This window comes from Streptomyces sp. NPDC088762, from assembly GCF_044750905.1.
Classification (GTDB): Bacteria; Actinomycetota; Actinomycetes; order Streptomycetales; family Streptomycetaceae; genus Streptomyces.
Map to the genome: position 1 here is coordinate 212727 of NZ_JBIVKT010000008.1, position 20642 is coordinate 233368.

At 71.5% G+C, this 20642-nt stretch carries 18 protein-coding genes; 10 read left to right on the forward strand and 8 right to left on the reverse strand.

What is annotated here, in order from left to right; translation table 11 throughout:
• Nucleotides 1-88: 88 nt before the first annotated feature.
• From ACIP5M_RS20400 to ACIP5M_RS20410, 3 genes are all read left to right on the forward strand, one after another.
• Nucleotides 89-1492 (forward strand): class II fumarate hydratase, encoded by a 1404-nt coding sequence (locus ACIP5M_RS20400; protein ID WP_401198891.1) that lies wholly within the window; start codon nucleotides 89-91, stop codon nucleotides 1490-1492.
• A gap of 112 nt (nucleotides 1493-1604) precedes the next feature.
• A complete protein-coding gene (locus tag ACIP5M_RS20405; protein WP_401198892.1) occupies nucleotides 1605-2315 on the forward strand; it encodes a DUF402 domain-containing protein in 711 nt (236 codons plus the stop codon).
• 889 nt (nucleotides 2316-3204) lie between these two features.
• Nucleotides 3205-5055 carry a SpoIIE family protein phosphatase gene (locus tag ACIP5M_RS20410; RefSeq protein WP_401199090.1) on the forward strand — a complete coding sequence of 617 codons (1851 nt, stop codon included), beginning with the start codon at nucleotides 3205-3207 and terminating at the stop codon, nucleotides 5053-5055.
• Between the two features lie 85 nt (nucleotides 5056-5140).
• On the opposite strand, the gene ACIP5M_RS20415 is transcribed toward ACIP5M_RS20410, so the two are convergent.
• Entirely contained in the window at nucleotides 5141-7420 is a 2280-nt protein-coding gene (locus tag ACIP5M_RS20415; RefSeq protein ID WP_401198894.1) for a transglycosylase domain-containing protein, read from the reverse strand.
• A 255-nt stretch (nucleotides 7421-7675) separates the two neighbouring features.
• Between ACIP5M_RS20415 and ACIP5M_RS20420 the strand changes: the two genes are divergently transcribed.
• Entirely contained in the window at nucleotides 7676-8584 is a 909-nt protein-coding gene (locus ACIP5M_RS20420; RefSeq protein WP_401198896.1) for an SPFH domain-containing protein, read from the forward strand.
• Complete coding sequence (locus ACIP5M_RS20425) at nucleotides 8581-8928, forward strand: AT hook motif protein (protein ID WP_401198898.1); 348 nt, start codon at nucleotides 8581-8583, stop codon at nucleotides 8926-8928. Before ACIP5M_RS20420 ends, ACIP5M_RS20425 begins: the two co-directional genes overlap by 4 nt.
• Before the next feature lie 136 nt (nucleotides 8929-9064).
• Here ACIP5M_RS20425 and ACIP5M_RS20430 read toward each other — a convergent pair whose 3' ends face one another.
• Nucleotides 9065-10012: a hydrogen peroxide-inducible genes activator gene (locus ACIP5M_RS20430; protein WP_401198900.1), complete on the reverse strand. Its 948-nt coding sequence runs from the start codon at nucleotides 10010-10012 to the stop codon at nucleotides 9065-9067.
• Nucleotides 10013-10149: 137 nt separating this feature from the next.
• Here ACIP5M_RS20430 and ACIP5M_RS20435 point away from each other — a divergent pair, with 137 nt between their 5' ends.
• Together ACIP5M_RS20435 and ACIP5M_RS20440 are read left to right on the forward strand one after the other, a co-directional pair.
• Nucleotides 10150-10704 carry a peroxiredoxin gene (locus tag ACIP5M_RS20435; RefSeq protein WP_382644023.1) on the forward strand — a complete coding sequence of 185 codons (555 nt, stop codon included), beginning with the start codon at nucleotides 10150-10152 and terminating at the stop codon, nucleotides 10702-10704.
• A gap of 3 nt (nucleotides 10705-10707) precedes the next feature.
• Nucleotides 10708-11247, forward strand: coding sequence for an alkyl hydroperoxide reductase (locus ACIP5M_RS20440; RefSeq protein WP_030867387.1), 540 nt, complete (start codon nucleotides 10708-10710; stop codon nucleotides 11245-11247).
• An 89-nt stretch (nucleotides 11248-11336) separates the two neighbouring features.
• Here ACIP5M_RS20440 and ACIP5M_RS20445 read toward each other — a convergent pair whose 3' ends face one another.
• The 5 genes from ACIP5M_RS20445 to ACIP5M_RS20465 all read right to left on the reverse strand — a co-directional run bounded on the left by ACIP5M_RS20445 (nucleotide 11337) and on the right by ACIP5M_RS20465 (nucleotide 17019).
• On the reverse strand, nucleotides 11337-12002 hold the full coding sequence (locus ACIP5M_RS20445) for a hypothetical protein (protein ID WP_401198902.1): 666 nt from the start codon (nucleotides 12000-12002) through the stop codon (nucleotides 11337-11339).
• Complete coding sequence (locus tag ACIP5M_RS20450; protein ID WP_401198904.1) at nucleotides 11992-13368, reverse strand: AI-2E family transporter; 1377 nt, start codon at nucleotides 13366-13368, stop codon at nucleotides 11992-11994. The genes ACIP5M_RS20445 and ACIP5M_RS20450 overlap by 11 nt, the downstream gene beginning before the upstream one ends.
• 114 nt (nucleotides 13369-13482) lie before the next feature.
• Nucleotides 13483-14187, reverse strand: a complete 705-nt coding sequence (locus ACIP5M_RS20455) for a transglycosylase SLT domain-containing protein (protein WP_401198906.1) — start codon at nucleotides 14185-14187, stop codon at nucleotides 13483-13485.
• A gap of 405 nt (nucleotides 14188-14592) precedes the next feature.
• Nucleotides 14593-15909, reverse strand: a complete 1317-nt coding sequence (locus ACIP5M_RS20460; RefSeq protein ID WP_401198907.1) for a PhoH family protein — start codon at nucleotides 15907-15909, stop codon at nucleotides 14593-14595.
• A gap of 348 nt (nucleotides 15910-16257) precedes the next feature.
• Nucleotides 16258-17019, reverse strand: coding sequence for an isoprenyl transferase (locus ACIP5M_RS20465; RefSeq protein ID WP_215013356.1), 762 nt, complete (start codon nucleotides 17017-17019; stop codon nucleotides 16258-16260).
• A gap of 127 nt (nucleotides 17020-17146) precedes the next feature.
• Between ACIP5M_RS20465 and mgrA the strand changes: the two genes are divergently transcribed.
• The gene (gene mgrA, locus ACIP5M_RS20470; protein WP_401198910.1) at nucleotides 17147-18184 is read left to right on the forward strand and encodes an L-glyceraldehyde 3-phosphate reductase; all 1038 of its coding nucleotides are present in this window, start codon (nucleotides 17147-17149) and stop codon (nucleotides 18182-18184) included.
• 198 nt (nucleotides 18185-18382) lie between these two features.
• On the opposite strand, the gene ACIP5M_RS20475 is transcribed toward mgrA, so the two are convergent.
• Nucleotides 18383-18976, reverse strand: coding sequence for a prepilin peptidase (locus tag ACIP5M_RS20475; protein ID WP_401198912.1), 594 nt, complete (start codon nucleotides 18974-18976; stop codon nucleotides 18383-18385).
• A 599-nt stretch (nucleotides 18977-19575) separates the two neighbouring features.
• Between ACIP5M_RS20475 and ACIP5M_RS20480 the strand changes: the two genes are divergently transcribed.
• Nucleotides 19576-19944 carry a DUF192 domain-containing protein gene (locus tag ACIP5M_RS20480; RefSeq protein WP_401198914.1) on the forward strand — a complete coding sequence of 123 codons (369 nt, stop codon included), beginning with the start codon at nucleotides 19576-19578 and terminating at the stop codon, nucleotides 19942-19944.
• A 59-nt stretch (nucleotides 19945-20003) separates the two neighbouring features.
• Nucleotides 20004-20621 (forward strand): SMI1/KNR4 family protein, encoded by a 618-nt coding sequence (locus tag ACIP5M_RS20485; RefSeq protein ID WP_401198916.1) that lies wholly within the window; start codon nucleotides 20004-20006, stop codon nucleotides 20619-20621.
• Nucleotides 20622-20642: the final 21 nt, after the last annotated feature.

Here is a 20642-nt window from a genome sequence, read left to right on the forward strand (position 1 = left end):
GTGTCACCCCCGGTATTTACTGGCCGGTAGGGGAGTTGGGAACACTTCGAACAAGACAATTGCTCAACTTTTAGAGGAGGCCACGAAAATGACCGATGATCAGCAGGCCGAGACGTTCCGGACCGAGCACGACTCCATGGGCGACGTACGGGTGCCCGCACACGCCAAGTGGCGGGCCCAGACCCAGCGCGCGGTGGAGAACTTCCCCCTCTCCGGCCAGCGGTTGGAGCGCGCCCACATCGAGGCGCTGGCCCGGATCAAGGCCGCGGCCGCCGCGGTGAACGCGAAGCTGGGGGTGGTGGAGGAGGACATCGCCGGGGCGATCCGGTCCGCCGCAGCGGAGGTCGCGGACGGCCGCTGGGACGAGCACTTCCCGGTGGACGTCTTCCAGACCGGCTCCGGGACCTCGTCCAACATGAACGCCAACGAGGTGATCGCCACCCTGGCCGGCGAACGGCTCGGCCGCGAGGTGCACCCCAACGACCACGTGAACGCCTCGCAGAGCTCGAACGACGTCTTCCCCTCCTCCATCCACATCGCCGCCACGGCCGCCGTCACCCGCGACCTGATCCCCTCCCTGGAGCACCTCGCCGGCGCGATGGAGCACAAGGCCCAGGAGTTCGCCCAGGTCGTCAAGGCCGGCCGGACGCACCTGATGGACGCCACCCCGGTCACCCTGGGCCAGGAGTTCGGCGGGTACGCCGCCCAACTGCGCTACGGCGTCGAGCGGCTGGAGGCGGCCCTGCCCCGGCTCGCCGAGCTGCCGCTGGGCGGCACCGCCGTGGGCACCGGGATCAACACCCCGCCCGGCTTCTCCGCGGCCGTGATCGAGGAGGTGGCCGAGGCCACCGGGCTGCCGCTGACCGAGGCCCGCGACCACTTCGAGGCGCAGGGCGCCCGGGACGCGCTGGTGGAGACCTCGGGCATGCTCCGTACGATCGCCGTCTCGCTCACCAAGATCTGCAACGACCTGCGCTGGATGGCGTCCGGCCCGCGCACGGGATTGGCCGAAATCAATCTCCCGGATCTGCAGCCGGGCTCCTCGATCATGCCCGGAAAGGTCAATCCGGTCGTCCCGGAGGCCGTCCTGATGGTCGCCGCGCAGGTGACGGGGAACGACACCGCGGTCGCGGTGGCGGGCGCGGCCGGCAACTTCGAGCTCAATGTGATGCTCCCGGTGATGGCCAGGAACCTCCTGGAATCCATCCGGCTGCTGAGCGGCGCGAGCAGGCTGCTGGCCGACCGCACGGTCGCCGGGATCACCGCCAACACGGCCCGGGCCAGGGAGTACGCCGAGTCCTCGCCCTCCGTCGTGACCCCGCTCAACCGGTACATCGGCTACGAGGAGGCGGCCAAGGTCGCCAAGAAGTCCCTCGCCGAGCGCAAGACGATCAGGGAGGTCGTGCTGGAGTCCGGCTACGTCGAGCGCGGCGCCCTCACCCTGGAGCAGCTCGACGAGGCCCTGGACGTCCTGCGCATGACACACCCCTGACCAGGCCCGCACCGGCCCCGGGCGGGGGCCGGATCCGGTCGTTTCGCGTCCCCCGGCACCTCGGTGACCTGCACCGCAGCGGACGTACGGGCCCCCGCCCTAAGATCTGCGCATGACAGGTACCTTCCGGCCCGGGGGCGGCGCGGCACAGAGCGGCGGCGCTCAGGGCATGCGCTGGGCGACCGGGGAGCAGATCCTCTGGCGCTACCGCGACCATGCCCCGGGGCTGAGGGGCCCGGTCCACATCGCCCGCCCGGTGACCGTGGTCCAGGACACCGACGAGCTGCTGGCCGTCTGGATGGCGCCTGGCACCGAATGCGTCAAGCCGGTGCTCACCGACGGCACCCCCGTCCACGAGGAACCCCTCGCCACCCGTTACACCGCGCCGCGCACCACCGTACGGTCGCGCTGGTTCGGTGCGGGAGTCCTCAAGCTGGCCCGGCCCGGTGATCCGTGGTCGGTGTGGCTGTTCTGGGGGCACGGCTGGCGGTTCAAGAACTGGTACGTGAACCTGGAGGAGCCGCTGTCGCGGTGGTCGGGCGGGGTCGACTCCCAGGACCACTTCCTCGACATCGCCGTCTATCCGGACCGCAGTTGGAAGTGGCTGGACGAGGACGAGTTCGCCCAGGCGCAGCGGTCGGGCCTGATGGACCGGGAGCGGGCGCGCCGGGTCCAGGCCGCCGGGCGCGCGGCGGTCGACGTGATCAAGGCGTGGGGTGCGCCGTTCTCCGACGGCTGGCAGGACTGGCGGCCCGATCCGGCCTGGACGGTTCCGGTTCTGCCGAAGGACTGGGACCGCACTCCGGCGCATATGACCTCATGAGACCCTTGATGCGCCCCGGGGGTTCAAACGTAGGATCGTCCTCCGCAAGGTCGCGCGCGCGGGGCCGCGCGTAAGGACCGCCCCTCCGCAAGTGTCGTGCCGCACACGGCACTTGACCGGAGGCCGCACCGAGCGAGAGGTAACGAGGGGGACGCGGAAACCCGGGGTGATGGTGCCCGGGCCGCTGAGCGGGTATACCGCGACTGACCGAGCTGAGTGCAGCGCACATCGAGCGCAAACGGACGGAATTGCACGCGTGACGGAGTACCCCACCTCTCAGGAGGGCCCGCAGCCCGTCGCCTCCGGCGGAGGTACGGACGAGGCCGGCCACGGCAAGGCGCCCATCGCCGCCGCCGAGGCCGTACGCACGCATGCGCCGGGCTCCGCCGCCGGCCATGCCGCGGGCGCCGGCGGCCATGCCGTCGAGTCGGGCGGCGGCGCGGGCGCGGCGGCTTCCGACGCGCGCGCCGCACGTTCGGCCGCGGGCGGGACCGCCGGTCTCCCCCGCCCCCGGGGGCAGGCCGCCGCGGCCCCGGCCGACGCGCAGGCTTCCGGCGAGGGCCAGGGCAGCGCCCGTGCACGGGACGGCGCGGCCGCCCGCAACGCGGCCGGGCCGGGGAGGGACCCCGAGGCCCCGCGGGCCACCGCGGGCGCGGCCCGGGACGCCGCCGGACCGGCCCGCGGCCGCCGTGGCGCGCGAACCCCGCGCGGCGCGCAGGACGCGGCCGCCCACCCCGCCGCGGGCGAACCCGCGCGCAGCGCCCAGGAGGCCACCGGGCAGGCAGCCGTCCACCCCGCCCCGGGCGAACCGGCACGCCACGCGCAGGACGTCCCCGCCCAGGGCACCGGCCACCCCGCCCCGGACGCGCCCGCCCGCGGCGCCCAGGGCATCCCCGGCCAGGGAGCCGCCCACCCGGCCGGCGGCCCCGGGGAGAACACCACCCACCCCGCCGCCGGCGAGGCGCGCCGCGAGGGCGACCGGCTGCGCTTCGTCGGCGCCGCCACCCGGCGCATCGCGCGTGGCATCGACCTCGACGAGATCGTGCTCGGCCTGTGCCGCGCCACCGTGCCGACCTTCTCCGACGCCATCCTCGTCTACCTGCGCGACCCGCTCCCGGTCGGGGACGAGCGCCCCATCGGCCCGGTCGTTTTAAGGCTGCGGCGCACCGACCGGCTCCGGCCGATCGACGACCTCACCGACACGGGCAGCACCAACGGCGCGGGGACCGACCTCGCCGGGGCCGCGGGGGCCACCGGCGAACTCGACTTCAGCCAGCTGCCGCTGCTCGGCCCGCAGGGTGACCTGCCCGCCGCCGAGCTGTGCGAGATCCGGCCCGGCGGCGCGCTCGCCGAGGTGCTGCGCGGCGTACGGCCCGTCTTCGGGTCCTCCGCCGCCGCGCAGGCCGCGCTGCCCGAGCTGCTGGGCGCGGACCATCCGCTGCCGCGCGGCAACCGGGCCGTCCTCGCGCCGCTGCGCGGCCGCCGCCGGGTGATCGGCGCGGCCGTGTTCCTGCGCAGCCCGGAGCGGCCCGCCTTCGAGCAGAACGACCTCCTGGTCGCCGCCCAGCTGGCCACCCACACCGCGCTCGGCATCGACAAGGCGGTCCTGTACGGCCGTGAGGCGTACATCGCCGACGAACTGCAGCGCACCATGCTGCCCGACAGCCTGCCCCAGCCCACCGGGGTGCGGCTGGCCTCCCGCTACCTGCCCGCCGCGGAAACGGCGCGGGTCGGCGGCGACTGGTACGACGCCATACCGCTGCCCGGCAGCCGGGTCGCGCTCGTCGTCGGCGACGTGATGGGCCACTCCATGACCTCCGCCGCGATCATGGGTCAGCTCCGCACCACCGCGCAGACCCTCGCGCAGCTGGACCTGCCGCCCGCGGAGGTCCTGCACCACCTGGACGAGCAGGCGCAGCGGCTGGGCTCCGACCGCATGGCCACCTGTCTGTACGCCGTCTACGACCCGGTCTCGCACCGGATCACGATCGCCAACGCCGGCCACCCGCCGCCGGTGCTCCTGCACCTGGGCGGCCGCGCCGAGGTGCTGCGCGTACCGCCCGGCGCGCCCATCGGCGTCGGCGGCGTGGACTTCGAGGCGGTGGAGCTGGACGCCCCCGCCGGGGCCACCCTGCTGCTGTACACCGACGGCCTGGTGGAGTCCCGGCTGCGCGACGTGTGGACGGGCATCGAGCAGCTCCGCGAACGCCTGGCGACCACCGCCCAGCTGACGGGCCTGGACCACCCGCCGCCGCTGGAGGCCCTGTGCGACGACGTGCTGGACATGCTCGGCCCGGGCGACCGGGACGACGACATCGCGCTGCTCGCCGCCCGCTTCGACGGGATCGCGCCCAGCGACGTCGCGTACTGGTTCCTGGACCCGGAGGAGACCGCTCCGGGCCGGGCCCGCCGGTTCGCCCGCCGCGCACTGACCCGTTGGGGCCTCGAGGAGCTCAGCGACTCCCTGGAGCTGCTGGTCAGCGAGGTGGTCACCAATGCCGTCCGGTACGCGGAGCGGCCGGTGACCCTGCGCCTGCTGCGTACGGACGTCCTGCGCTGCGAGGTCGGCGACGACTCCCCGCAGTTGCCCAGGCAGCGCCGGGCCCGCGACACCGACGAGGGCGGCCGCGGCCTGTTCCTCGTCAACCGGATGGCCCGCCGCTGGGGCGCCACCCGGCTGAGCAGCGGAAAGGTCGTCTGGTTCGAGCTCACGCTGCCGGCGGCGCACGAGCGTCGCTGACCGGCGGGTGACCTTGACGACGCCGCCCCGCGAGCCGTGAAGGCTGCGGGGCGGCGTCGTGCTTTCCGTCGGTCCGTGTCGGTCTCTACCGCTCGGGGAACAGCGGCGGGTCCGGCGGCTTCGGACCGCCGGTCTTCGTCGTGGTCGGCGTCGGGGTCCCCGTCGGGGTCGGCGGCTTGGGACCACCGGTCTTCGTCGCGGTCGGCGTCGGCGTGGGAGACGTCGTCGCGGTCGGCGGCGCGCTGCTGGTCGCGGGAGCGCTGGAGGACTGGCTCGCGGAGGCCGTCGGGGAGGTGCTGCGCGACGGCGCCTGCGGGACGCCCATCTCGGCCTCCTTCAGGTCGAACTCCTTGGTGTCCACGCCCTTGAGGGCGGCCAGGGTGTACGCCTTCCAGATCGAGGCGGGGAAGCTGGAGCCACCCGCGCGCCCCAGGCCGGCGGTGCCGGTCAGGGTGACCTGGTTGTGGGTGGTCGGGTCCTCGCCGAACATCGCCACGACGGTGACCAGTTCGGGCGTGAAGCCGGTGAACCAGCCGGAGAAGTTCGACTCACTGGTACCGGTCTTGCCGGCCGCCTCGTAGGCGCTGCTGCGGACCTTGTTGCCGGAGCCGCCCTCGTCGTTGACCACGCCCGTGAGCACCTTGGTGACGGTGTCCGCGGTCTTGCGGCTGATGGCCTGGCTGCCGATGGCCTGCTGGGGGGTGAACTCGCGGTCCTTGTGCTCGGCGCTCTTGATGATGGTCGGCGTGACCTTCTTGCCGTGGTTGTCGAAGGTGGCGTAGACGCCGGCCATCTCCAGGGTGCTCGCGGTCATGGTGCCGAGGGCCATGGCCGGCTTGTCCTCTTCCCAGCCGGCGCGGTCCTTCATGCCGAGTTGCAGGGCCGTCTTCTTCACGGCCTGTGGCTTCACGTCCACGATCATCTGTGCGTAGACGGAGTTCACCGAGAAGTCGGTCGCACCCTGGACCGTGATCATCGGGTCGCCGAAGTTCCGGTTGTCCTGGTTCTCCGGGGCGAACGGGATCTTGCTGCCGACGACCTGCCGCTTGCTGGTGCCGTCATAGAGCGTGTTCGGGGTGATCGGCGCGCCGCCCTGGGTGGTGGCGTTGTTCTCCAGGGCGGAGGCGAGCACGATCGGCTTGAAGGTCGAGCCCGGCTGGTAGTCGGTGCGCAGCGCGTTGCTCGCTGCCTTCTCCGCCAGGCCCTGGCCGCCGTACATCGCGACGATCGCACCGGTCTTGGCGTCCACGGAGGTCGCGCCGGCCTGGACGCTCTGGTCCTGGGGACGTTCCTTGGGGTCCTTGCGGTCGAGCTTGGACTCCAGCTCGTCCTGGACGGCCGTCTCCAGCGCCGCCTGCTTCTTCTTGTCGACGTTGAGCGTGATGTTCCAGCCGCCGGCCGCGATCAGGGCGTCGCTGATGCCCTGCTTGTTCAGCTCGTCGTTGGCCGCCTGGACCAGGTAGCCCTTCTGGCCGTCCATGCCCGGGCGGGGCTTGGGCTTGATGGGCTCCGGAAGGGTCATGGTCTTGCGCTTGGCCTCGTCCAGCTCGCCCATCTCGACCATGTTGTCGAGGACGGCGTTGAAGCGGATGTTGACCAGCCTCTTGCCGTTCGGACCGGCGGTCGCCAGGTCGTACTGGCTGGGGGCCTGGATGACGGCCGCGAGGTACGCGCCCTGCTCCAGGGTGAGCTTGTCGGCGTCGACGCCGTAGAAGGCCTGGGCGGCGGCCTGGATGCCGTAGGCGTTGCGGCCGTAGAAGTTGGTGTTCAGGTAGCCGGCGAGGATGTCGTCCTTCTCCATGCGCTGGTCGACCTTGAGGGCGATCACCAGCTCACGGAGCTTGCGGGTCGGCGACTGGTCCTGCGTCAGGTAGTAGTTCTTGACGTACTGCTGGGTGATCGTCGATCCGCCGGCCGTGCCCTTGCCGCGGGCCGTGTTGAACAGGCCCCGGGCCACGCCCATGACGTCGATGCCGCGGTCCTTGTAGAAGGACTTGTTCTCGATGGCGATGAACGCGGTGCGGACGTCGGCCGGGATCTTGTCGATCGGGATGATCTCGCGGTTCATCTCGCCGGTGCGGGCCATGATCGAACCGTCGGAGTACCGGTAGGTGTTGCTCTGGAGCGTGGCGCTCTCGTTCGGGTCGGTGGGTTCGTTCACCGAGAAGTAGAGGATGATCGCCGCGGCCATGAGCAGCAGGATCATCCCGAAGAACGTCCCGAGGATCTTCTTCCAGGTGAAGAAGCGACGTATGCCGGTGCGTTTGCCCGCGCCCGCCTTGCCTTTGGTGCCCTGCGCGCGTCCGCTCGGCGCCCGCCGCGCACCGCGCTGCTGCTGCGCCTTACGCGCTTCTGCTCGGCCCATCGCTCCCGCTCCGCTCGATTTCCCCCGACGTCAGCTCAGAAAGCTAACACCACAGGTTGTGACAAAGGCTGGCCAACCTTGGCCAATACCGGTCAATTCGGACGTGAGAATCAGCACCCACACCACAGGAACCGACGCATGTGGAGGCCAAAGGGTTGCCGTGCGTCCCGCACGTCCCGCGCGGGCCAAAAAAGTGATATCACTTTGCTAAGCGATCGGATCGACGGTCGCGACCACGAGAAACGGGGGCAAACGATGACGAACACCTTCGCCACGCCGGACGGCGTACGCGAGTTCGCCGCGCGCAGCGTCGGCGGCGGCCTGGCACTGCTGCTCGGACTGGCGGGCATCGCGGCGGGGGCGGGCCTGATCGCGACCGGCGCGGTACTGACGGCCGTCGCCGCCAAGGCGTCGCTGATCCCGGCCGGCATCCTGGTGATCCTGGCCTCGATCGTCGCGATGAGCGGACTCAACACGGTCGCGCCGGGCGAGGCCCGGGTGGTCCAGCTGTTCGGGCGGTACCGGGGGACGATCCGTACGGACGGGCTGCGCTGGGTCAACCCGCTGACCTCCCGGGAGAAGATCTCGACGCGCGTGCGCAACCACGAGACGGCGGTCCTGAAGGTCAACGACGCCTACGGCAACCCGATCGAGCTGGCGGCGGTCGTGGTGTGGCGGGTCGAGGACACGGCGCGGGCGGTGTTCGAGGTCGAGGACTTCACGGAGTTCGTGGAGACGCAGACCGAGGCGGCCGTCCGGCACATCGCGATCGAGTACCCGTACGACGCCCACGAGGAGGGCGGCCTGTCGCTGCGCGGGAACGCCGAGGAGATCACCGAGAAGCTCGCCGCCGAACTGCACGCGCGGGTGGAGGCGGCCGGGGTGCACATCATCGAGTCCCGCTTCACGCATCTCGCGTACGCTCCGGAGATCGCCTCCGCGATGCTCCAGCGCCAGCAGGCGGGCGCGGTCGTGGCGGCCCGCAAGCAGATCGTGGAAGGCGCGGTGGGCATGGTCGAGCTGGCCCTGACCCGCCTGGCGGAGGAGGAGATCGTGGACCTGGACTCGGAGCGCAAGGCCGCCATGGTCTCGAACCTGATGGTGGTCCTGTGCGGGGACCGCGCCGCGCAGCCGGTGCTCAACACGGGCACGCTCTACCAGTGACCCCCGGCGGCAACACCCGCCCCGACCCGGCCGAGCCCACCCCGCCGGGGGCCTCCGGCGGGGAACCCGGCCCGGAACGGTCCGCCCCGGCGGCGGCGTCCGGCCAGGAGCCCCGCCCGGAGCGGCCCGCCGCCAAGGCGGGGGCGCAGGGGCGCAAGCAGGTGCTGCTGCGGCTCGATCCGCAGGTGTACGACGCGCTGGCCCGCTGGGCCGGCGAGGAGCTGCGCAGCGCGAACGCGCAGATCGAGTTCCTGCTGCGCCGCGCCCTCTCCGAAGCGGGCCGCCTCCCGTCCGCCCCGTCCCCCATCCCCCGCCGCGGCCGCCCCCCGAAGGCCACCGACTGACCTGCCGGCTCCCACGGGCGCGGCCCGCAGGGCAATTTCAGCCCCTCCGGCGTTTGAGGAGCGGGGTCCGGGGCGGAGCCCCGGCAACGGCGCCGCACCGCCCCGCAAACGGCAGCGGCAACGGCGCCGCACACCCTCAGTCCGTCGGCCACACGGGCAGCGGCCGCACCGCTTCCCGCAGGGCGGCCGCGACCGCCCGGAACTCCTCCTGCCGCGCCGTCCCGGTCCGCATCGCCAGCGCGATCCGCCGCGACGGCGCCGGCTCGGCGAAGTACCCGGTGGACAGGTACTCGTTGCGCGCGGTCTCCAGCCGCAGCGCGGTCCGCGGCAGCAGCGTGACCCCCAGCCCCCCGGCGACCAGCTGGACGAGGGTGGACAGCCCCGCGGCGGTCGTCGTGACGTCCGCGCCGGTGGTGCGCCCCGCCTGGCGGCAGATGTCCAGGGCCTGGTCCCGCAGGCAGTGCCCTTCGTCGAGCAACAGCAGCTGCAGGCCCCGCAGTTCCTCGCTCGGAATGTCCCGCCGCCCGGCCAGCGGGTGCTCGCGAGGCGCGAGCAGGACGAAGTCCTCGTCGAAAAGGGGCAGTTCGGTGACCCCGGGCACCCCCAGCGGCACCGCGAGCAGCAGCAGGTCCAGGCGCCCGCCGGCCAGTCCCTCCAGCAGGGAAGAGGTCTGCTCCTCGTGCACCTGGAGGTCCATCCGCGGGTAGCGGCGGTGGAACAGCCCGAGCACGGTCGGCAGCAGGTAGGGGGCGACCGTGGGGATCACCCCGAGCCGCAGGACCCCGGTGAAGGGGGCCCGTACGGCCTCGGCCTCCTCCAGCAGCCCGCCCATGGCGTCGAGCACCACCCGCGCCCGCGCCGCTATGCGTTCACCCGCCGGGGAGAGCAGCACCTTGCGGGTGGTGCGCTCCAGCAGCTGTACGCCGAGGGCCTCTTCCAGCGCGGAGACGGCCCCGGAGAGCGCGGGCTGGCTCATGCCGATGGCCGCGGCGGCGTCCCGGAAGTGCAGGTGCTCGGCCACGGCCGCGAAGGCGCGCAGCTGAGCGAGGGTGGGTTGCTTCGCTCCCCTATTACCGACAGCCACTGATAGGTACCTCCGATCACCTGACACAAGACTAGCTATTTCTGTAATCAATGCAGGTGTGTCAGCATGTGAGATACGTCCAAACCCCCTCGGAATGCCCCCAAAAGGGTCATTTTCAATTTCCGCAAGGAGAGCACGTGCTCACTGTCGGCGACACGTTCCCCACCTACGATCTGACCGCCTGCGTCTCGCTCGAAGCGGGCAGCGAGTTCGCGCAGATCGACCACAAGACCTACGAGGGCAAGTGGCGCGTGGTGTTCTTCTGGCCGGCCGACTTCACGTTCGTCTGCCCGACCGAAATCGCCGCCTTCGGCAAGCTGAACGAGGAGTTCGCCGACCGCGACGCGCAGATCCTCGGCGTCTCCGGCGACTCCGAGTACGTCCACCACGCCTGGCGCAAGGACCACGCCGACCTGCGTGACCTGCCCTTCCCGATGCTGGCCGACTCCAAGCACGAGCTCATGCGCGACTGCGGCATCCAGGGCGCCGACGGTTTCGCGCAGCGCGCCGTCTTCATCGTGGACCCGAACAACGAGATCCAGTTCTCGATGGTGACCGCCGGTTCCGTGGGCCGTAACCCGAAGGAGGTCCTGCGGGTCCTCGACGCCCTGCAGACCGACGAGCTGTGCCCCTGCAACTGGAACAAGGGCGAGAGCACCCTCGACGCCGGCGCCCTGCTGGCCGGTGAGTGACGGATGTCCCTCGACTCCCTCAAGTCCGCCATACCGGACTTCGCCAAGGACCTCAAGCTGAACCTCGGTTCGGTCATCGGCAACCAGGACACGCTCTCGCAGCAGCAGCTGTGGGGCACCGTCCTGTCCTGCGCGATCGCCGCCCGCTCCCCGCGCGTCCTGCGTGAGCTGGAGCCGGAGGCGAAGGCAGCGCTGTCCCCGGAGGCGTACACCGCCGCCAAGTCCGCCGCGGCGGTCATGGCGATGAACAACGTCTTCTACCGCACGCGGCACCTGCTCTCCGACCCGGAGTACGGCACCCTGCGCGCGGGCCTGCGGATGAACGTCATCGGCAACCCGGGCGTGGAGAAGGTCGACTTCGAGCTGTGGTCGCTCGCGGTCTCCGCGATCAACGGCTGCGGCCAGTGCCTGGACTCGCACGAGCAGGTCCTGCGCAAGGCGGGCGTGGACCGCGAGACGGTCCAGGAGGCCTTCAAGATCGCCTCGGTGATCCAGGCCGTCGCCGTCACCCTCGACGCCGAAGCGGCCCTCGCCGCCGAGTAGTCACCCGTACGACGACCAGGGCCCCCGCAGCCGTTCCCGGCGGCGGGGGCCCTGCCGTTGCTCCGTCACTGCGTCACTTCGTCACTTCGTCACTTCTTCAGCGCCAGCATCAGCGCGCGCATGTCCTCGATCATCGCCGACTTGAGGGCGACCTCGTCGGTCTCGGCGCCGTCCTCACCGAACGCCTGGACGGTGAGCGTGAAGACCGCTCCACCGTCGAGGACCTGGAGCCTCTGCTCCACCGCCTGTCCGCTGATCAGCGCCCGTTCCCCGAGGCCGGGCACCTCTTCCGCGTCGCCGGGCACCACGTCCATGAAGATGCTGAGCCCCGGCGCCGCGCCGAACTCGGGGCCCGGGTCGGTCTGCTTGTGCAGGTGGACCTGGACCTGGCCGTGGTAGTCGGGCCGGTCTTCGCTCCGCGTCGAGTCGTAGGTGCAGTAGGACCAGTCCAGGGCCGGACCCTCGCTGTGGCGCCGCAGTCCCTTCTCGAACCCTCCGGTCAAGGTGCCGAGCGTCGTCAGCGGCGCCTCCTGGCACAGGTTCTCGGAGTGCCGGTAGTCGATCCGCGGCCCAGCGGCGAATCGATTCTGCGCCGTCAGGCCCCCCGCCCACACCGCCGAGGCCAGCACCGCGCCGCCCAGCGCCCAGAGCCACGGCCGGGCAGGCGGCCGCCCCACGGGCCCCTCACCCGGCTCCGCCGGCTCGGCCGGGTGCTCCGGCTCCCACTCACCGTCCAGTTCCGGCTCAGTGATCACCGGTACCCGGCTCCCGCGCCGCCGAGCCGAGGGCGGTCGCCCCGTGCGGCGCCGGCCCCACCGATCCGGCCCCGTGGTGGAGCTGTTCGCGCGAGTACGCCTTCAGGTAGGCCACCACGGTGTTGGTGACGGCGACCAGCGGTACGGCGACCACCGCCCCGCCGATGCCCGCGATCATGCCTCCCGCGGCGACCGAGAGGACCACCGCGAGCGGGTGCACCCGTACCGCACGGCCCAGGATGAAGGGCTGGAGCACGTGCCCCTCGATCTGCTGCACCGCCAGCACCACGAGCAGCACCATCAGGGCGCTGAACACGCCCTGGGTGACGAGCGCGACGACCACCGCGAGGGCGCCGGAGACCACCGCGCCGACGAGCGGGATGAAGGCGAACAGGAAGATGAAGACGGCGAGCGGCACGGCCATCGGCACGTCGAGGAAGTAGATGCCGAGGCCGATGAAGATGGCGTCGATGAGCGCGACCAGCACGGTGCCGCGTACGTAGGCGGTCAGCGTGCGCCAGGCGCGCGGCCCGGCTCCGGCCACACCGGGACGGGCGGCGGCAGGGACGAGGTTGAGCGTCCAGGTCCAGATGCGCTTGCCGTCGTAGAGCAGGAAGAGCGTCGAGAACATCGAGAGCAGGATGCCCGTCAGCACCTCGACGAGGACGGTCACGCCCTGGAGGCCGGCGGAGGTGATCTGCTCGGTGTTGGTGCCGATGGTCTCGCTGAGGTTCTTCGCGATGTCGTTGATCTGCTTCTCGGTCACGTGGAACGGACTGTCCAGCGCCCAGAGCTTGAGCTCGTTGATGCCGTCGCGGACCCGGTCGGAGAGGTCGTCGAGGTTCTCCATGACCTGCCAGACCACGAACCAGCCGACGAGTCCGATGATCACGAAGCCGAGGATCGCGGTGACGGCGGTGGCGAGCCCGCGCGGCAGGCCGAGCCGGCGCAGCCGGACCACGAAGGGCTGGAGCAGCGCGGTCACGAGCAGGGCGGCGGCGAAGGCGAGGACGACCAGGCGGACTTCGCTGATCACCTTCATCAGCACCCACAGCATCCCGGCGAGGAGCAGCAGCCGCCAGCTGACCTCGGCGGCGACCCGCATGCCCCAGGGGACCACGCTGACCGGGTCGGGGCGCTCGGGGAGGACGGCGACGGCGGCCGGCTGCGCCGCGGGCGCGGCCCCGGCACCCCCCTCCGCTCCCGCTTCCGGGCCGGTGGCCGCTCCCTGGACCCGCGCGGGCACGACGGACCGCGCGGGCAGCCCGTCCTCGGCCTCGACTTCGGCACGCCGCTCCTGCAGCCGCGCCTCCATCCGGTTCAGCCTGCTCCCGAGCCGGCCGAGCCAGCCCGCCCTCTTCGCCATGTCGTTCCCTTCCCCCGCCTACTGGTCACACCTCGAAAGACCGTACACGCGAGGAGCCCCGCACCGTAGGACGGTGCGGGGCTCCCGGACGTTGAGCGGGTGCGGGGGCGGTTTCTAGTACCAGCCGTTGGCCTGGTGGAAGCTCCAGGCTCCGCACGGGCTGCCGTACCGCTCGTTCATGTAGTTCAGGCCCCACTTGATCTGCGTGGCGGGGTTGGTGCGCCAGTCGGCACCGGCCGAGGACATCTTCGAGCCCGGGAGCGCCTGGACGAGACCGTAGGCACCCGAGGACGAGTTGACGGCCTTGTAGTTCCAGGTGGATTCCTGGTTGACGATGTTGGAGAAGCACTGGAACTGGCCGGACGGGACCATCTGCTGGGCGATGGCCTTGACCTGCGCGACCGTGTAGGAGCTCTGCACGGCGAAGTCGCCGGCGTCGCGGGCGGCGGAGCGGCTGGCCACGTCCTTCGCCTCGCGGTCCGCCTTCGCCTTGGCGTCGGCTTCCGCCTTCGCCTTCTCCGCCTCGGCCTTCTTGGCCTTGGCGTCCTCGGCGGCCTGGAGGCGGGCGGCCTCCTCCGCCGAGCGCTTGGCGTCGGCGTCGGCGGCGTGGACGATGGCGTCGGCCTGCTGCGTCAGGGACGCGCTCTGGACCTGTGCCTGGTCGCCGACCGGGATGTCAGTGAGGAGAGTCGCGCCGGACGCGGTCGTCTCGAGATCGTTCGAGGAGGGGTCGCCGGTGGCAACGCCCACGACTGCGCCGACGGTGGTGACCGCGGTGGCCGAAGCCACTGCGAACCCCCGGACCGAGATCCGGCTCACATGATGTCCTTCCAGCAGCGTCCGCAGTGACCGCGCGGCGCAAGAGTGCCCCTCGACACTGGCCTCCGTGGTTCTGCGGTCACTGGAGGCACGGGCCCGTGGACAGTCCCTTGCGGGGCTGCCGCGTGAAACTCCGGGCGGCATACGGCAATCGGCTGTGGAGTTGTGTGCGTACCTCACTGGAGGTACAGGTGTGCCGTATGCGGGGCCTGACGGAAAACAGACTCTGCCGGACCGCGACGCCGCAGGGCAATTCTGCGTTGCGTGGGAAAGGTCACACCTGGCATGTCACCGTTGTTTTCGCGAAAGGCCTGTGCAGCACGACGCCGCCCGGCTAGGCTCTCGGGCCTTTGCCGGGCGGCGTCAACTCACCTTCCCGCTATGGGCGTTTTGCCCCTGCGTGCGTCACAGGGACTCGAGCATCTCGGTGACCAGGGCGGCGATCGGGGAACGCTCGGACCGGGCCAGCGTGACGTGGGCGAAGAGGGGGTGTCCCTTCAACTTCTCGACCACGGCGACCACTCCGTCGTACCGGCCGACCCTCAGGTTGTCCCGCTGGGCGACATCGTGGGTCAGAACCACCCTCGAATTGGCGCCAATTCGGGACAGAACGGTCAGCAGGACGTTCCGCTCCAGCGACTGCGCCTCGTCCACGATCACGAAGGCGTCGTGCAGCGAGCGGCCGCGGATGTGCGTGAGCGGCAGGACCTCCAGCATCCCCCGGTTCAGCACCTCCTCGATGACCTCGCGCCCGGCCACCGCCGAGAGGGTGTCGAAGACCGCCTGCGCCCAGGGGCTCATCTTCTCGTTGGCGTCGCCGGGCAGGTAGCCGAGGTCCTGGCCACCCACCGCGTACAGCGGCCGGAAGACCATCACCTTCTGGTGCTGCCTGCGCTCCAGCACCGCCTCCAGGCCCGCGCACAGCGCCAGCGCCGACTTTCCGGTGCCGGCCCGGCCTCCCATCGAGATGATCCCGATCTCGGGGTCGAGGAGGAGGTCCAGCGCGATGCGCTGCTCGGCGCTGCGGCCGTGCAGCCCGAAGGCCTCGCGGTCGCCCCGTACGAGCTTCACGTTGCCGTCCGCCGTGACGCGGCCCAGCGCCTTGCCGCGCTCGGAGTGGAGGACCAGTCCGGTGTGCACGGGCAGTTCGGCGGCCTCCGGTACGTAGAGGCGCTCCTCCGAGTAGAGGAGGTCCACCTGTTCCCCGGAGAGGGCGATCTCGCCCATGCCCGTCCAGCCGGCATCGGTGATCGCGAGCTCCGCGCGGTACTCCTCGGCGATCAGCCCCACGGAGGAGGCCTTGATGCGCAGCGGGAGATCCTTCGAGACCACCGTGACGTCGTAGCCCTCGGCCTGCAGATTGCGGGCGACGGCGAGGATCCGCGAGTCGTTGTCCCCCAGTCGGAAGCCGGCGGGCAGTACGCCCGGGTCGGAGTGGTTGAGCTCGACGCGCAGGCTGCCACCCAGATCGCCCAGCGGGATGGGGGCGTCGAGGCGTCCGTACCGGACCCGGAAGTCGTCGAGCAGGCGCAGGGCCTGGCGGGCGAAGTAACCGAGTTCGGGATGGTGCCGCTTGGCCTCCAGCTCGGTGATCACCACGATCGGGAGCACGACCTCGTGCTCTTCGAAACGGGTGATCGCGTGGGGGTCTGCCAGCAGGACGCTGGTGTCGAGGACGTAGGTCCGCCTGTCGGGCAGGCGGCGCTTTGTGCTGGTCACCACGGAAGGACGTACCCCCTCGGAAGAGGTCGGGCCATGAAGACCGGACCGGTCATCGGCACCCATGCCAGGGCCGATTTCCGGCCCTCCCACTTCGTCCGTGCGAACCGCACGTGCGTCCTGGTGCAAAGGGCCTCCCGGGCGGACGACCCCATGCCGTCCGCTGAGACTCGACACCCGTGGATCGGGCATCGACCTGACAGGGATATTCCCCGATCAGGCCAGGCCATGCCTTGGCATATGACGGACGCTCGGTGAATCCCTGGTGAAGGCTTCGAGGGGTGGGGGCGGCGGGGCCGGAGGGGCGTCGGAGGGGGTGTCAGGAGGAGTGCGGGAACCCCCCGGCACCTCTCAGGTGCCGTACCGCCGGTGACGGGCGGCGTAGTCGCGCAGTGCCCGCAGGAAGTCGACCTTGCGGAAGGCCGGCCAGAAGACCTCGCAGAAGTAGTACTCCGAGTGGGCGCTCTGCCACAGCATGAATCCGGACAGCCGCTGCTCGCCGCTGGTGCGGATCACGAGGTCCGGGTCGGGCTGGCCGCGCGTGTAGAGGTGCTCCGCGATGTGGTCGATGTCGAGGATCTCGGCGAGTTCCTCGAAGGAGGTGCCCTTCTGCGCGTGTTCCAGCAGCAGGGAGCGGACCGCGTCGGCGATCTCCTGGCGGCCGCCGTAGCCCACGGCGACGTTGACGAGTATCCCGTCGACGTCGTGCGTGGCCTGCTCGGCCTCCTTCAGCACGGTCTGCGTCCGGGAGGGGAGGATGTCCAGGTTGCCGACGTGGTGGACGCGCCAGCGGCCGTCCGCGGCCAGGCCCCGGACGGTGTTCTCGATGATGTTGAGCAGCGGACGGAGCTCGACCTCCGGCCGGTCCAGGTTGTCGGTGGAGAGCATCCACAGGGTGACGACCTCGACGTCCGTCTCGGTGCACCAGCCCAGCATCTCGGAGATCTTGTCGGCTCCGGCCTGGTGGCCCTGCTCCGTCGTACCTCCGGACGCCTTCGCCCAGCGCCTGTTCCCGTCCAGGATCACGCCGATGTGCTTGGGCGACGCGTCATGGTCGAGGCGGCCTTCCACCCGGCGTGCGTAGAGCCTGTACACCAGGTCGCGCAGCTTCACGATCTTGCAGCCCCTCCGTGCAGTGCCCCCGTGCGAATGCGGTCCTCCCCCGAGGCGGCCACATTACTGCGCGGCGGGATCGGGTACCCAACTCGGTCTGTCACAACTCCGTGATAGGGAGGACATCGTGACTGATACCAATCCCTATCGGGCAGAGCCTTCGCGCTACGACTCCATGGAGTACCGGCGCACCGGCCACAGCGGCCTCAAGCTCCCCGCCATCTCCCTCGGCCTCTGGCACAACTTCGGCGACGACAAGGCGCTGGTGACCCAGCGGGCGATCCTGCGCCGGGCCTTCGACCTGGGCATCACCCACTTCGACCTGGCGAACAACTACGGTCCGCCGCCCGGTTCGGCCGAGCTCAACTTCGGCAAGATCTTTTCGCAGGACTTCGCGTCCCACCGCGACGAGCTGATCCTCTCCACCAAGGCCGGCTATCTGATGCACCCGGGGCCGTACGGGGAGTGGGGCAGCCGGAAGTACCTGCTCAGCTCGCTCGACGCCTCGCTGAAGCGGATGGGCGTGGATTACGTCGACATCTTCTACTCGCACCGCTTTGACCCGGAGACGCCGCTGGAGGAGACCATGGGCGCCCTCGCGTCCGCGGTCCAGCAGGGCAAGGCGCTGTACGTGGGCGTCTCCTCCTACACGGCGGAGCAGACGGTCGAGGCGGTACGGATCCTGCGCGAGATGGGCGTGCGGCCGCTGATCCACCAGCCCTCGTACTCCATGATCAACCGCTGGACGGAGGAGGACGGGCTGCTCGACACCCTGGAGGAGTCCGGCATGGGCTGCATCTCCTTCGCACCGCTCGCGCAGGGGCTGCTGACCGGCAAGTACCTGAAGGAGATCCCGGAGGGCTCGCGGGCCACCCAGGGCAAGTCGCTGAACCCGGACCTGCTGTCGCAGGACGTCGTCCGCCGGCTGAACGGGCTGAACGAGATCGCGGCCCGGCGGGGCCAGTCGCTGGCGCAGCTCGCGCTGCGGTGGGTGCTGCGGGACGACCGGATGACGTCCGCGCTGATCGGGGCGTCGAGCGTGCGGCAGCTGGAGGAGAACGTGGCCGCGCTGGGCGGGGCCCCGCTCTCGGAGCAGGAGCTGAAGGAGATCGACTCGTTCGCGGTTTCCACCCCGGGCACCAACATCTGGGCCCAGCGGGGCTGATCCTGCGGCTGCCCGGCGGCCCGCCTGCGGCTGCCCGGCGGATGGCCTGCGGCTGCCCCGCGGCTGACCTGCGGGGACGTCGGCGGGGCCGGTGGAACGGAAAACGGGCCGGTCCGTGGGGGGGATACGGACCGGCCCGAGGGGGGGGTTCCACCATAACCCTTCGTAAAGCGTGATGCGTGCATTGGCGCAAGACGATTACGCTCCGAAACCGCCGAGGAGCACTCCGGTGAGGGCGCCGGCGGCCATGAAGGGCCCGAAGGCGAAGGCTTCCTTCCGGGTCGCGGGGCCCCGCAGGACAAGGGAGAGCCCGTACAGGGCCCCGTAAAGGAAGCCGAGGAAGGCCCCGGCAGCCCATACCCCCCACCCGTACCACCCAAGAGCGACCCCCAGGGAGAGCGCCAGCTTGACGTCGCCGAAGCCGAGGCCGGCGGGGTTGATGAGGTGGAGGAGGAGGTACGCGGCTCCGAGCGCCGCCCCGCCGAGCAGGGCCAGCCGCCAGGAGCCGGTGGCGCCGGGCACGAGGGCGGCGCAGCCGAGTGCGGCGGGGGTGGCGGCGGCGAGGGGGAGGGTGAGCGCGTCGGGCAGCCGGTGTACGGCGCGGTCGACGAGCACGAGGAGTACGAGCACGGGCGCGAGCCCGACGTACGCGACCCCCTCGGGCCGCGCCCCGACGGTCCCGGCGATCAGGGCGCACACCCCGCCGCCCAGCGCGCCGAGCCGCGCGGCGGACCTCCCGTACCGGTGCGGCGCCGGGAGCCGCGCCCCGGCGACCACCGACCCATCGGCCACCCCAGGCCCCCCGGCGGCCGACGGCGAGGGCAAACCCCCGCCTGGGGCGCCGCCCTCCGGGACCGGCCGATCCGCGCCGACGGCGGCGCGCCCGCTCGGCGGCTGGTGCGTGCGCGAGGTGGTGGGCCGGCAGTGGGCGGGGCCGAGCCAGCCGGTGACCGGGTGCCCCTGAGGGCAATGCGTTCGCCAGGGCTCCCCCGGCTCGACGGAGAACCGGTACAGGGCGCGGGGCATCAGCCCCCCTGCAACCACCCCGTACGCGGCGGCGAGCACGATCAGCGCAACAACCATCCGCCGACCGTAGCGCCGCCCCGGCCCCGGATGACCCCCGCTGCGCGGAGCCTTTCCCCCACCCCGCCCCTTCCCGAAACTGCGGGGCTCCGCCCCCCAGACCCCCGCGCCTCAAACGCCGGCGAGGCTGCAGGTGCCGACTCGCTCGCCGGTGCGGCTCCAAGACCTGGGGCTCCGCCCCAGACCCCGCTCCTCAAACGCCGGAGGGGCTGAACGGCCCCCTCAGCCCCGCCGGCGATTGAGGCGCGGGGTCCGGGGCAGAGCCCCGGCAACGGCGCCGCGCCCAAGACACCCCCTAGGGTGGAGGCGTGGGCACATGGGGGGACGGCGGAGGGACGTTGTGGGTCGGCGGGCGGTGCGTGCCGCTGGAGGTCGCCGCCTCCTACTCCGCACGGACGCGCGGGCTCCTCGGCCGGGCCGGCATCAGCGGCGCCATGCTCCTCACGCCCGCCGCGAGCGTGCACACCTTCCGCATGCGGTTCGCCATCGACGTGGCCTACCTGGACCGGCACCTCCGTGTCCTCGCGGTCGTCACCATGCCCCCCGGCCGCCTCGGCCGCCCCCGCCTGCGGGCCCGGCACGTCCTGGAGGCCGAGGCCGGAGCCATGGCCGGCTGGGGCCTCACCCCCGGGACCACCGTGAACCTGGACGTACCCGGGCGTCTCACGCGCGGCTAGGCGCCGCTCCGCCCCGGCGGTAGGTTGGGGCGGTTGAGCTGGGGTGGCAGGGGAGCGGCATGACGGAGAACGCGCGGATCAAGGCGCTGGAGCAGATCATGCCGGCGACGCACGGCGCCGACGAGGACATCGACTGGCAGGCGGCGGAGGCCGCCTGGGGCACCCGTTTCCCGGCCGACTTCGTCGCCTTCATGGGCCGCTTCGGCGCCGGGTCCATCAACGGCGAGGCCAGCATCCTGCTGCCCCTCCCCAAGCCCGGCCTCCAGTGGGATCCGGCCGAGATGGCGGAGGAGACGGACAACGCCCGGCAGTTGTGGGCGGCGGAGGGCGGCCGGGCCGCCTTCGACGTGGACCCCGAGGCCATCATCGCCTGGGGGGTGACCGGCGGTTCCGACATCCTCTGCTGGCTCACCTCCGACCCCGACCCGGACCGCTGGCCCGTCCTGGTGTGCGGGCGGCACACGGCCGATTCCTTCGCCGTGTACCCGTACGGCATGGCCGAGTTCCTCTACCGGCTCTGCTCCGACGAGTTCGACGTGAGCCCCGTCAGCATCACCTTCTGGGACGGCGGCCACCTCAGCTTCGTGCACTGGCGCAAGGCCCAGCGCCGCTGGCAGGAGGGCCGCAACCCCGAGACGGGCGAGCCCGACCCGTACGCGGGCGAATTCTCCGACTGATCCTGACCCCCGCAGCACCCC

What these genes read in the sequence shown, in the direction of transcription:
- ACIP5M_RS20405 (WP_401198892.1), top strand. Translation starts at nt 1,605, where the DNA reads ATGACAGGTACCTTCCGGCCCGGGGGCGGCGCGGCACAGAGCGGCGGC.
- ACIP5M_RS20440 (WP_030867387.1), top strand. Translation starts at nt 10,708, where the DNA reads ATGTCCCTCGACTCCCTCAAGTCCGCCATACCGGACTTCGCCAAGGAC.
- ACIP5M_RS20415 (WP_401198894.1), bottom strand. Translation starts at nt 7,420, where the DNA reads ATGGGCCGAGCAGAAGCGCGTAAGGCGCAGCAGCAGCGCGGTGCGCGG.
- ACIP5M_RS20450 (WP_401198904.1), bottom strand. Translation starts at nt 13,368, where the DNA reads ATGGCGAAGAGGGCGGGCTGGCTCGGCCGGCTCGGGAGCAGGCTGAAC.
- ACIP5M_RS20400 (WP_401198891.1), top strand. Translation starts at nt 89, where the DNA reads ATGACCGATGATCAGCAGGCCGAGACGTTCCGGACCGAGCACGACTCC.
- ACIP5M_RS20485 (WP_401198916.1), top strand. Translation starts at nt 20,004, where the DNA reads ATGACGGAGAACGCGCGGATCAAGGCGCTGGAGCAGATCATGCCGGCG.
- ACIP5M_RS20420 (WP_401198896.1), top strand. Translation starts at nt 7,676, where the DNA reads ATGACGAACACCTTCGCCACGCCGGACGGCGTACGCGAGTTCGCCGCG.